Origin of the sequence: Acinetobacter kyonggiensis (assembly GCF_900107285.1) — a bacterium.
GTDB lineage: Bacteria > Pseudomonadota > Gammaproteobacteria > Pseudomonadales > Moraxellaceae > Acinetobacter > Acinetobacter kyonggiensis.
This window is the reverse complement of sequence record NZ_FNPK01000045.1, coordinates 1-10,382: the sequence shown is the minus strand read 5'-3', so window position 1 is coordinate 10,382 and position 10,382 is coordinate 1. Positions and strand designations below refer to the sequence as shown.

18 protein-coding genes are annotated in these 10,382 nt (G+C 39.5%); 5 read left to right on the top strand and 13 right to left on the bottom strand.

Annotated features, from left to right (window positions below):
* Both BLV99_RS17295 and BLV99_RS18645 read right to left on the bottom strand, forming a co-directional pair.
* The coding region (locus tag BLV99_RS17295; protein WP_171250912.1) for a transposase at positions 1-293 on the bottom strand (293 nt) is incomplete at its 3' end.
* Positions 294-801: 508 nt separating this feature from the next.
* Positions 802-936, bottom strand: coding sequence for a hypothetical protein (locus BLV99_RS18645; protein WP_265936613.1), 135 nt, complete (start codon positions 934-936; stop codon positions 802-804).
* Between the two features lie 454 nt (positions 937-1,390).
* Between BLV99_RS18645 and BLV99_RS17285 the strand changes: the two genes are divergently transcribed.
* Entirely contained in the window at positions 1,391-1,651 is a 261-nt protein-coding gene (locus BLV99_RS17285) for a helix-turn-helix domain-containing protein (RefSeq protein WP_086374386.1), read from the top strand.
* A gap of 118 nt (positions 1,652-1,769) precedes the next feature.
* The gene (locus BLV99_RS17280) at positions 1,770-2,069 is read left to right on the top strand and encodes a NifB/NifX family molybdenum-iron cluster-binding protein (RefSeq protein WP_068911067.1); all 300 of its coding nucleotides are present in this window, start codon (positions 1,770-1,772) and stop codon (positions 2,067-2,069) included.
* 306 nt (positions 2,070-2,375) lie between these two features.
* Here BLV99_RS17280 and BLV99_RS17275 read toward each other — a convergent pair whose 3' ends face one another.
* From BLV99_RS17275 to BLV99_RS17240, 8 genes are all read right to left on the bottom strand, one after another.
* Positions 2,376-3,119, bottom strand: coding sequence for an SDR family NAD(P)-dependent oxidoreductase (locus BLV99_RS17275; RefSeq protein ID WP_068911066.1), 744 nt, complete (start codon positions 3,117-3,119; stop codon positions 2,376-2,378).
* 68 nt (positions 3,120-3,187) lie between these two features.
* A complete protein-coding gene (locus BLV99_RS17270; protein ID WP_068911065.1) occupies positions 3,188-3,808 on the bottom strand; it encodes a class I SAM-dependent methyltransferase in 621 nt (206 codons plus the stop codon).
* A 29-nt stretch (positions 3,809-3,837) separates the two neighbouring features.
* Entirely contained in the window at positions 3,838-4,173 is a 336-nt protein-coding gene (locus BLV99_RS17265) for a carboxymuconolactone decarboxylase family protein (RefSeq protein WP_068911064.1), read from the bottom strand.
* A gap of 52 nt (positions 4,174-4,225) precedes the next feature.
* On the bottom strand, positions 4,226-4,621 hold the full coding sequence (locus BLV99_RS17260) for a rhodanese-like domain-containing protein (RefSeq protein ID WP_068911070.1): 396 nt from the start codon (positions 4,619-4,621) through the stop codon (positions 4,226-4,228).
* Between the two features lie 239 nt (positions 4,622-4,860).
* Positions 4,861-5,643 (bottom strand): sulfite exporter TauE/SafE family protein, encoded by a 783-nt coding sequence (locus BLV99_RS17255; RefSeq protein ID WP_068911063.1) that lies wholly within the window; start codon positions 5,641-5,643, stop codon positions 4,861-4,863.
* A 71-nt stretch (positions 5,644-5,714) separates the two neighbouring features.
* Positions 5,715-6,587, bottom strand: a complete 873-nt coding sequence (locus tag BLV99_RS17250) for an MBL fold metallo-hydrolase (RefSeq protein WP_068911062.1) — start codon at positions 6,585-6,587, stop codon at positions 5,715-5,717.
* Between the two features lie 2 nt (positions 6,588-6,589).
* Positions 6,590-7,006, bottom strand: a complete 417-nt coding sequence (locus BLV99_RS17245) for a DUF6691 family protein (protein ID WP_068911061.1) — start codon at positions 7,004-7,006, stop codon at positions 6,590-6,592.
* A 1-nt stretch (position 7,007) separates the two neighbouring features.
* Complete coding sequence (locus tag BLV99_RS17240) at positions 7,008-7,424, bottom strand: YeeE/YedE family protein (RefSeq protein ID WP_016165476.1); 417 nt, start codon at positions 7,422-7,424, stop codon at positions 7,008-7,010.
* Between the two features lie 122 nt (positions 7,425-7,546).
* Here BLV99_RS17240 and BLV99_RS17235 point away from each other — a divergent pair, with 122 nt between their 5' ends.
* Positions 7,547-7,858, top strand: coding sequence for an ArsR/SmtB family transcription factor (locus tag BLV99_RS17235; RefSeq protein WP_016165477.1), 312 nt, complete (start codon positions 7,547-7,549; stop codon positions 7,856-7,858).
* Between the two features lie 121 nt (positions 7,859-7,979).
* On the top strand, positions 7,980-8,237 hold the full coding sequence (locus BLV99_RS17230) for a hypothetical protein (protein ID WP_228157021.1): 258 nt from the start codon (positions 7,980-7,982) through the stop codon (positions 8,235-8,237).
* A 310-nt stretch (positions 8,238-8,547) separates the two neighbouring features.
* On the opposite strand, the gene BLV99_RS17225 is transcribed toward BLV99_RS17230, so the two are convergent.
* The gene (locus BLV99_RS17225) at positions 8,548-8,769 is read right to left on the bottom strand and encodes a helix-turn-helix domain-containing protein (protein ID WP_004658364.1); all 222 of its coding nucleotides are present in this window, start codon (positions 8,767-8,769) and stop codon (positions 8,548-8,550) included.
* A 194-nt stretch (positions 8,770-8,963) separates the two neighbouring features.
* Here BLV99_RS17225 and BLV99_RS17220 point away from each other — a divergent pair, with 194 nt between their 5' ends.
* Positions 8,964-9,215, top strand: a complete 252-nt coding sequence (locus BLV99_RS17220) for a hypothetical protein (protein ID WP_004658363.1) — start codon at positions 8,964-8,966, stop codon at positions 9,213-9,215.
* A gap of 246 nt (positions 9,216-9,461) precedes the next feature.
* Here the strand turns inward: BLV99_RS17220 and BLV99_RS17215 are convergent, their stop codons facing one another.
* Together BLV99_RS17215 and BLV99_RS17210 are read right to left on the bottom strand one after the other, a co-directional pair.
* Positions 9,462-9,683: an antitoxin HicB gene (locus BLV99_RS17215; protein ID WP_086374384.1), complete on the bottom strand. Its 222-nt coding sequence runs from the start codon at positions 9,681-9,683 to the stop codon at positions 9,462-9,464.
* 33 nt (positions 9,684-9,716) lie between these two features.
* The coding region (locus BLV99_RS17210; RefSeq protein ID WP_139243569.1) for a tyrosine-type recombinase/integrase at positions 9,717-10,382 on the bottom strand (666 nt) is incomplete at its 5' end.

Here is a 10,382-nt window from a genome sequence, read left to right as displayed (position 1 = left end):
CTACAAAGCGTGGTGTAATCTGGAGCTATCCAATTTAATCCGCAAAGTTTAATCAGACTTTGCACAAAGCCAGTGACCATACGTAAAGACAGACGGAATAAGGATTTAATCATTAAGCAGCATTGGATGGCTGCGTCGGAGTAGGTTTGATTTCGCCCTTGTTTGCCTTTTGATGGAGCATACCATTGCGTAGCAGGATCAAACCAAATGGCAATATTTCCGCGACTCATGAGTGCTCGGTTATATGCGGGCCAATTGGTTGTGCGGTAGATTTTGTGTGTAGGCTTCTTCATTTGAAAATTATATCGCTGAAAAACCCTTTACAGATAGGTTTGTGCAACAAAGCCTCCGCGACTTATATTTATAAGGATTTAAAATAAAAATAAGTAGTAAAATAAATATAAGCCAATCTTGGGTTAAACTTCAAATCTATCCTCATAGAAAATACAATGACTTTTTAATAACCAAACCTACAATGCAGTCCAACTTTAATAAGACCTCATTCGCTCCAGAATGATCTTACGCTTCCTATTCCATAAAGAAAAAATAAAATTATGTTTAGTAGCAGATTAAAATCGATTTTATCGTCTATTTTTCAATTATAAATTTTATATTTTGTTATACTATAACCTATGTAATGTCCATAAAAGTGTAGTGAAGTGCTCATGATGTTGGGAAGATTGCTGGGGTTATCAGCAATCTTGTTACAGATCGCTGTGTTCCTGCAGCCTTTATTGCCAGAAAAACACAGTGTTTTTTCGGTATGTAAAACTATTGCCGCAGCATTACATCTAGAAGTTACTAACGTTCATCCACACCACAGCTTCGCAACATCACATCCGCATAGCAATCAAGCCAGCGGAGCAGACCAAAGCAATGCACATATCCTCGCACATGTGCAGGATCGACATGAACATCAAGAGCGGGATGATGCACATACCGGTCATGACTGCCAGTTTTGCCTGGTGCACAGCTATACCCTACCGCTACTCGATACCAAACTCAGACTAGTACTGATCAGAACTCAGACCTTACTGCAGTTCTTCAGTACATTTGTCCCATATACGCTGTCCCAACCTACTCCCTGGTTCCTTATTCCTCAGAGCCGTGCTCCTCCTCTAACATTCATCCATTAAATCAGCAGATGTGATATCGCTGAGCAGTCTTCCTAGTTTGCGATATGGTCGAAAATATTCATCTATCCAGAATATGTAGGCAGCTCACAATCGACATCTTCAGTCACCGTAATCCTATCCGTAATAGTTAATATGACTTTTGATTTGTCTGTATCTAAATCTTTTTGAAGTCCAACTATCACAGTCTCAATGACTTTCTAATTTTTCAAAGTGTTATTACAACTTTTTAGTATATCGATAAGGAGGACACAATGATGAATCTACTTCAGCATGATCAGGCACATCACCTAAAAAGTGATTTTAATAACAACTGTTGTCTGGATTTAGCACAACAAATTGTAAGGATCCGGCAAGCTCTCAATATTTCACAGACAGAACTAGCATCAAAACTGTGTATTTCCGCCCGTACCTTAGAAAGTTGGGAACGTGGAGTTCGTCATCCCTCAAGCTCAGCCCAAGCTTTGTTGAAACTCTTTATCAAGTCACCTCAGTTTGTTTTGGAAAATCTTGCTTGAATAGTATTAGCTATGTTTTTGAATAGTTTTTGTCACTACAAGCTTAACTTATAAATCATCATGAACCGATACATACCTATAAAGAGCAGTAGTATCGGTTTGGTTTGGAGAAATCTTTATGGTAATTGTAATTACATCACAGAACCGACGTCATATTACTCCGCACGCTGGGAAATGCCGAAAATTCTGGAAATATGAGCTCAAAGATGGGAAAGTTATGGACAAACAGCTCATTGAGGTGGAGAAAGAAGCATCATTTTCTCAGTCGGGTGAGGTGCTAGAAAAACTGTTACCTATGGATATTTTCGTAACTACAGGGATGGGGGACAGATTACGAGAAAAACTCAAAAATATTGGCGTACATGTTATTGTGACTGGCGAAATTGATCCTGATAATTTTATTAAGAGTTTAGTTTAACTCGCCTACCTCTGCGCTTTCGTTAAATGCTTTAGATTATTTTCTGTGTATGCTTGAATAAAATCTGAAACCATAGTTAAAGTTTCCCTTAAAAGTTAATGGAAACTTTCGCTGATAAAATACATCTTACCTAACTGCTATTTGATCAAAACATTAAATTGTCTAGGTTTGAAATAGGTTGACACTATATTTCATATAAATGCCTGACGAATTTCATCAGGCATTTTTTATTTGTAAGACAGATGCTTCTAATAAATTACAAAAGGAAAACCTTCTCAATCAAATGAAGGCCTTTCCTAAAATTAACTATTGTGAAGTATATGACCCATCTACTACATACTGGCTGCCCGTTACAAAAGATGCATCATCAGAGAGTAAGAAAGCAACGACCTGTGCAACTTCTTCCGGATTTCCTAAACGACCAACTGGATGCAATTTTATCAGTTCAGCTTCATCAAACTCACCAATTAAAGGCGTTTTAATATAACCAGGATGTACTGAATTAATACGAATACCCTTTTTAGCATATTCTAGCGAAGCCGTTTTAGTAAGCCCGGTTACACCATGCTTAGCTGCAACATAACCAGAAATATTTTCAGTCCCAACTAAACCTAAAATTGATGCTGTATTCACAATTGCACCACCGCCGGCTGCCAATATTGCAGGGATTTGATAATGTAGGCCATAAAAGACCGCATTCAAATTAATATCAATCACACGACGCCAAGCTTCAATACTTAAATTTGCAATTGGCTGAACGTCACCCAATATTCCAGCATTGTTAAAAGCTAAATGAAGGGCACCATACGTGCTAATTGAAAATTCAACCGCTGCTTTCATGTCTTCAGGTTCAGCCGTATTGGCTTTATTCGCAGCCGCTTTACCGCCTAAAGATACAATTTCCTCAGCAACTTTCTGTGCTGCTTCAAAGTTAATATCCGAGACTACAACACTTGCACCCTGCTTCGCTAAAAGCATAGCTGTGCTTTTCCCAATTCCAGAACCCGCACCAGTAACTAGGGCAACTTTATTTTTGAACCGATTTGACATAATAAAACCTCTTTCTTAAAGTACTGCAATGCTGAATATTTGCATCACATTTAAGAATTCACTTGTTTTTACTTCATCACTTGTATCGCAAATTGAATAACATGGCATTTACCACAATGTAATTCTCCCTCCTGTCTTTCTTGCTCTCCAACATAAAAATGATGGATATGATCCTGCTTGAAAACCTGCAAAATATCCCACGGATAGTATAAATATTCGATATTTTTAGGGCCACCAGTTTTATAGTTGATCTGCTCCTTGGAATACAGCTCACCGATAAACCATCCACCGTTTAGCAAAGATTCTCTTATGCCTTCTAAAACCTTTGTTTGTGTTTCTGTATCGAAATGACCAAATACACAAATCACGTTTTGATAACGCTCGGACGGCCATTTAGCTGCTGTTAAATCAACATGTCTGAGTTCAAGATTTATCCCTGTGGCTTCGGCTTTGCTGGACAGATGCTTCAAAGCAACATCGGAATAATCCCAAACTTCTGCCGAAAAAGGATAATTATCCTGTCTTGCCTGCTCAGCCAGGTACAGGATATTCCTTCCTTCTCCTTCAGCAATTGCCAGTGTTTTACCTTCAATCCGGATTTTCCGCGCAATCTCCTGGATAAACAGGTTTGCTGCTGTGCCGTATAGGTCCTGCGTCTGGGCATACAATTCATTCCAGTGCTGACTCATTTTATCACTCCATTTACGCCACTATCCAATCAGTTGGAAAACTCTTTAAATGCTTCCAGGGCATTTGCGGCATACATCAATGAAGGTCCACCGCCCATATACACAGCAACGCCCAGAGCTTCCTCCAGCTCCTGCAGGGTCATACCCATTTTGACCAACGTCCTGACATGAAAACCGATACAACCATCACAACGTGCAGCCACACCAATCGCCAAGGCAATCAATTCCTTGGTTTTGGAATCAATCACACCATCACGCATTGCGATCTGGGATAATTGATTGAAACTTTTCATTAAATCAGGTGAATCCTGGCTGAGCGTTCTTAAATTACCTGAAATATTCTGGGTTAATTCTTTGTATTTCATGACTTTCTCTCAAACTAAACAATCAACAATAAGGTTTTGTTTATTCAATAGATTATTTTTGTACCGGATAGCCCTGCTCTAGCCATGCTTGAAATCCCCCTTGAACGGATTTAACCTGAGTAAAACCCATATTCTGCAAAGTATCTGTAGCCAGTGCCGAACGGCCGCCTGTACCACAGATCAAATAGATCGGCTGATCTTTAAGATGTTCCAGTGCCTGTAGGGTATCGCAATGATGGCTCGCCAAAGGATGCTGGTGAATCCTCATTTCTAAAACACCACGAGGATAGTTCACCGCACGGTCTATCGCTGCCGCCTGAAATTCATCTGGTTCCCGAACATCAATTAGAATGGTTTTATGATTTTTCATGGCTTCAAGTAAGTCATCTACACTCACTTCCTGAATCCGTCTTTTCGCATTCAGAATGATTTGCTCTGCAGTTTTCATCATTTCTACTCTTCCTCACTCATCAAAATTAGCCTCATCTGTTATAAATGCCAGATCAGCAACTTAAAAGCACTTTGTTATAAACTCTCATTCCAGCACTGTTGCAACGATCACACTATTGCAAACAGCCCATTTGCTAAATTCATTTTAGACTCTACACCTGTTTGATATTCATTCAGATGACAGATCATGTAGTCATACATCAACTCATGCATTCTTTATCCATACAATGCACAGGACTAGCCTATGAGTGCTGAATAGATTAAATAGATTGCCACCCCAATCACAGTCGTAGCAAAAACCTTTTGGATTTGATTACTCTTTATCAAAGGTATCAAACTACGCCCAATGAGCATCCCAATGATACAAGCCAGAACAAAAGTCAGGGTAACCGAAACAGGATATTGAAAACCATCCAGAACGTGGGCAGAAATACTGACACTGCCAATCAGGAAGATAATCATCAGGGAAGTCGCAACGATACTACGCATATCGAGGTCTGTGAATTTACGCAGCGCTGGAACAATTACAAAACCACCACCAACCCCAAGCAGGCCAGTTAATAAACCCGCAACTACACCAATACCGGCGAGGAACGAGGCCGTTTTCACATTCCAGATCAGGCGACCGGTCGTTTGATTGACCTTACACGGTGGATTCTCATGGTCATTAACTTTGTTAAAGAAGATCCGGTAAGCCACAATCAACATGACTAGACTGAAAGCCATCGTCAGCCAGACCGGAGAAACAATACCAGCCAGATTTACGCCATAGCGTGCTGAAGGAATACTGATCAGGGCGATCCAGAGCGCAGCGCGATAACGTACAATACGCTTGAATAAACCCTCGAACGTTCCGACCAAGGCAGACAGAGTCACTGCCAGCAAGCCCACAGGCGCAGCCTGTGCCACGGTCCAGCCCTGACTCGCCATCAGTGCCGGTACAGCCAGGATACCGCCACCAGCACCAGTTAAACCCAGCAAGCCACCGATGGCCAACCCTTCCAGTATTAACACCCACATAGCCACTGTTCCTCTCTTTGCTAATGCAATTAAACAAAAGACCAAACTTTTTGTTTAATCTTGAAACATGTCTATTTGAAGTAATTGAGCGGAAGTTTTAAATAAGAAACCCCATTCTCTTCTGGCGTTGGAAACTGTCCACCTTTCATATTGATCTGAATGGAAGGCAGGATCAGCTTCGGCATACTCAGTCCCGCATCACGCTGCTGACGCATTGCGACAAAATCGGCTTTACTGATCCCGCTATGCACATGAATATTATGCTGTTTCTGCATCTGAACAGTGGTTTCACACTGATACGCATGACGTGACTCAGGCAGATAGTCATGACACAAGAAGACCCGAGTATCTTCTGGTAGCTGATACAGGCTGTGTACCGAATCAAAAAGCGTTTCTGCACTGCCCTTTGGAAAATCACAACGTGCCGTACCATAGTCCGGCATAAACAGCGTGTCGCCGACAAAGACGGCATCTTCAACCACATAGCTCAAGCAAGCAGGCGTATGCCCCGGTGTTGCTATGTTATAGACATCCAGCTCACCGATTTTGAAATGCTCACCATCTTCAAATAAATGATCAAATGGCTGACTAGCATTCACCTGCTTGAGATCCAGATTATAAATTGCAGCAAAGGTCTGCTGCACCACAGCGATTTTCTTGCTGATTGCAATTTTTCCGCCCAGTTCCTGTTTCAAATACTGGGCTGCAGTCAAGTGATCTGCATGAACATGGGTTTCCAAAATCCATTCCACGTCTAAAGTCTGTGCTTTGACATAGGCAATGATACGATCTGCCTGTGTGGTTGAAGTGGTTGCAGATGCCGCATCATAATCCAGCACACTGTCAATGATGGCACAGCGCTTTGTTATTGGATCGGATACCACGTAACTGAAGGTATTGGTCGCCTCGTCAAAAAAATCCTGTACCAGTGGGTGTTTTGCCATCGTTATTCTCCAGCCCATTTACGGTGCAGCAATACGCCAATCAACATCGCGATAATAAAATAGAAGACATGGTAATGCCCCAGGCCAATCAAGGTGAAACTTGGTGCTGGACATACCCCAGCAATCCCCCAGCCGATACCAAACAACAGGCTGCCAATGATTAAGCGTGGATCAAGTTTTTGACTGGTGGGCAATACAATAGGTTCGTTAAATACGGTTTTCGGTGCTGCAGAACGCATGGCTTTTTGAAAGGGAATAAATGCCACGGCAATTGCACCCATCATCACAAAGGCCAGACTTGCATCCCAGTCACCAAACAGATCCAGGAAATCCAGCACTTTTTCCGGATTGGACATGCCTGAAACCATCAGTCCGACAGAAAAAAGAGCACCAAAAATAAAAGCTAAAATATTTTTCATTTTAAAATGCTCCAGTCACGTGACGAACAATATAAACAGTGACAAAACCAGCAAACATGAAACTCATGGTGGCCACGATGGAACGTTTAGACAAACGACTCATCCCGCAAATGCCATGACCGCTGGTACAGCCTGAACCTAAGCGGGTACCAAAGCCGACCAAGAGACCCGCAACCACCAGCATCAGCGGACTCGCATTCAATTCAATTTCTGGCTGAACAAACAGTCCATAGATAAATGGCACCGTGATTAAACCCGCCATGAACCAAATCGCAGATGTTTTAAACATCATTTTAGGATTCAGCACCTGTCCGATTAAGCCACTGATGCCTGCGATACGACCATGCACATACAGGTAACCAACGACCGATACACCGAGCATCAAACCGCCGAGAAAAGCAATCAGGAAATCATGCATAGCGAGTCTACTTAAGTTTACAATATATTTATATATAATATATAATATATAATATTAATCAAGCACTCTGTGATATTCTTTCATAAATGATTTTTAACTATGCAGGACTGAAGGAGATCGTAATGAATACTGGAACTAATCAGGCTAAAATTGATTTTTCGGAAGTCGATATAGTCACAAACTACTTAAAAGTCTTATCAAATCCTGACCGCCTAAAAATTTTATGTGTCTTGGTAGAAGGCGAACTCAATGTACAGAAAATTGAGGAAAGCACTGATATTCATCAACCAACACTGTCCCAACAACTGACTGTACTGCGTAAAAATAATATGGTCAGCACTCGTCGTGAAGGTAAACAGATTTTCTATCAAGTATCTGACCCCAGAATCCTGACGATTATGCAAACCCTGCATCAGTTATATTGTGCTGCTTAAGCCTGTTTTTCACTCTAACTTGTACTTTGCTCTGCAATATTCCTCAGATATGAAGAACATTTTTGTTTCGCCACCTTTCGATATTACGCATACACTCATTTATGAATCCATTGATCATAAAATGGCACTCAAACTGGCGGGTAGTAAAGCATTTCCAGACCTGTCACATCTCATTAAATTGGCTGAAAGTGATCAATTTAGAATTAGAAATCCCAAAGCAATCATAGAGTCCTTGAGCGAAAATATATTGGACTATCTTCGTGCATCAAATGAGGTTCAATTATTCGATGGATTGCGGACATCTATAGAACTTTCAATTTCAAATGTTATGGCGACAGGCCTTGGCACCCAACATTATCGACATGATAAAAAGAAGTAATTTAAATGGTGTAATGAAAAATCCTGTAAAAAGACTCAAAATCTTGCAATAAGTACAAGGGCAACGTAAGATGAGGAGTGAAGTCATTTTAAATTCCTTGTACGGCAATTTGCATTACATGGAACAAACCCACAATAGTTACCGCTATTGTGGGTCATTAGCCCCTCTTCTTAACTAAGTTATAAGAAAAATACCTCTATCATTCGATTGATTCCTTTATATAAATAATAAAGTAAATATATGTTTTCGATGAAGCTTTATAAAATTCAGTATTAGACCTGTAGGGAAAACTTATCAAACGAAGTATTAGTTAATCCTTTTCTTCAACTTCTTCCTTAAACTCAAACAAATCATTCATCGTACAGTTAAAGTACTTACACAACTTATCGGCGACTGGTAATTCAATACGTACAGCACGGTCATAATACATACTTGTGAGCGTGTTGCGATTGATACCTGTTGCATGCACCACTTCACTTAATTTTAAAATTTTTCTATCGCCCATGAGGCTAGATAACTTACAAGTAATCATATTTAAATTAATTTACAAAAAATAACTTGCTGTGAGTTATTTGAAGTTGTTGACTGAGTAATACTTTGCTAAAATTAACCTACAGCAGGTTATTACAACTTATAGAAAGTATATTTTATCCATTTCAACTAAATTATAACTTTTTAAATATAAGGATTGAACCTGCATTAGATTATTTTGTGGAGATGACCGCCGTGTTACCAAATGAGTTATTGATCAGCCAGCAAGCTCGTGACTTAGGAAATCAATTAATTAAAGAAATGAACATCAATAGAAGTTATGGAATGGCTAATTTTCTTGGAGTAAATACTTGCTATGATAATCATCAGGCTGTACTTATTTGGACATTTCAACTGCTTGAAAGGGAACCTGCCTTAAATGAATTAGCAGAAATTAAAAAATATTTTCTTTTAATCTTTCCAGATAGTGTTTATCAATTAGCCTAAGTTGTATTTAAAAATTAATTTTTTAAATAAAAAGCACTAAATCAAAGAAACTTTCTTTAAAAATACCTATTAATTCATACGATTTACAGAATATATGAAGCATAAGTTCCTGCTCTATCACTCACTCGTACTAAAATTACATCGCTCTTTTTACTGATACTAAACGATTCATGTCCACACTACGTTCTGCGGCTTCGAGGGCTAGTTTTTGTTAAACCACTGAGAATAATGACAATAAACTGACCACTATATTTTTCCGGAGAGTGGTGTAGGAACTTTTTCATTATTGCTAATCATATCAGCGACAACATCAGCAACGAGCTCCTCTATTCCTGAGAATGCTTTAGACTGATCCGCATCAAGCCAAGACAATGATGGAAACTCAGCACACAACCCAACATACTCATTATCTTCTGCTGACCATGTAACACGGTAAGTATATTGTTTACTATCCATTTGACACCCCATAATGTTTTAAGTTTATGTATAAAAGTACGATTTTCATTTAGTAGTACTTAAATAATCACCCCACCACTGCATCATTTCAGTCCGTTGAGCTAAATAGTCAGCGTGATTATAGCTGGCACGGGTACGGTTCTTATCAATATGTGAAAGTTGTGCCTCAATCCAATTATCTTGGAACAAACCTGAGTCATTCAAAATGGTACTAAAAGTAGAACGTAATCCATGAGAAGATAGTTGATGTTTGCCATACCCCATCTTACGTATGGCCATATTTAGAGTATTAAAATGAATCGGTTGATTGTGTTTGCGAGGGCTAGCAAAAAGGTATTTTTCACCGTATGACCACTGCATGACGTCTTTTAAAATATCTAAAGCCTGATCTGAAAGTGGAACTAAGAAGTCGGGAATCTCATGGCCTAATATGACTTTTCGTCGAAACTGTTTAATATGCAAGGCAGGTATTTTCCAGATTTTTTCATTTAAATCAAAATGATGAGGCTCAGCCAATAACAATTCAGCCCCTCGCACGCCAGTATGTAATTTGAACAGCAGTGCTTTTTTAATAATCGGATGGGCATCCAATTTTAATAAATTTTTCTTAAAATCTGATATATCCTCCGCTTTCAAATACGGATAATTCTTCTTGATTTTACTGTTAATGGCGATTTTATTTAAACCATGCGCGATGTTGAATTCACAATA

What these genes read in the sequence shown, in the direction of transcription:
- BLV99_RS17235 (WP_016165477.1), top strand. Translation starts at nt 7,547, where the DNA reads ATGAATACTGGAACTAATCAGGCTAAAATTGATTTTTCGGAAGTCGAT.
- BLV99_RS17240 (WP_016165476.1), bottom strand. Translation starts at nt 7,424, where the DNA reads ATGCATGATTTCCTGATTGCTTTTCTCGGCGGTTTGATGCTCGGTGTA.
- BLV99_RS17215 (WP_086374384.1), bottom strand. Translation starts at nt 9,683, where the DNA reads ATGGGGTGTCAAATGGATAGTAAACAATATACTTACCGTGTTACATGG.
- BLV99_RS17265 (WP_068911064.1), bottom strand. Translation starts at nt 4,173, where the DNA reads ATGAAATACAAAGAATTAACCCAGAATATTTCAGGTAATTTAAGAACG.
- BLV99_RS17225 (WP_004658364.1), bottom strand. Translation starts at nt 8,769, where the DNA reads ATGATTACTTGTAAGTTATCTAGCCTCATGGGCGATAGAAAAATTTTA.
- BLV99_RS17280 (WP_068911067.1), top strand. Translation starts at nt 1,770, where the DNA reads ATGGTAATTGTAATTACATCACAGAACCGACGTCATATTACTCCGCAC.
- BLV99_RS17270 (WP_068911065.1), bottom strand. Translation starts at nt 3,808, where the DNA reads ATGAGTCAGCACTGGAATGAATTGTATGCCCAGACGCAGGACCTATAC.
- BLV99_RS17285 (WP_086374386.1), top strand. Translation starts at nt 1,391, where the DNA reads ATGAATCTACTTCAGCATGATCAGGCACATCACCTAAAAAGTGATTTT.
- BLV99_RS17255 (WP_068911063.1), bottom strand. Translation starts at nt 5,643, where the DNA reads ATGTGGGTGTTAATACTGGAAGGGTTGGCCATCGGTGGCTTGCTGGGT.
- BLV99_RS17245 (WP_068911061.1), bottom strand. Translation starts at nt 7,006, where the DNA reads ATGAAAAATATTTTAGCTTTTATTTTTGGTGCTCTTTTTTCTGTCGGA.
- BLV99_RS17275 (WP_068911066.1), bottom strand. Translation starts at nt 3,119, where the DNA reads ATGTCAAATCGGTTCAAAAATAAAGTTGCCCTAGTTACTGGTGCGGGT.
- BLV99_RS17230 (WP_228157021.1), top strand. Translation starts at nt 7,980, where the DNA reads ATGGCACTCAAACTGGCGGGTAGTAAAGCATTTCCAGACCTGTCACAT.
- BLV99_RS17250 (WP_068911062.1), bottom strand. Translation starts at nt 6,587, where the DNA reads ATGGCAAAACACCCACTGGTACAGGATTTTTTTGACGAGGCGACCAAT.
- BLV99_RS17260 (WP_068911070.1), bottom strand. Translation starts at nt 4,621, where the DNA reads ATGAAAACTGCAGAGCAAATCATTCTGAATGCGAAAAGACGGATTCAG.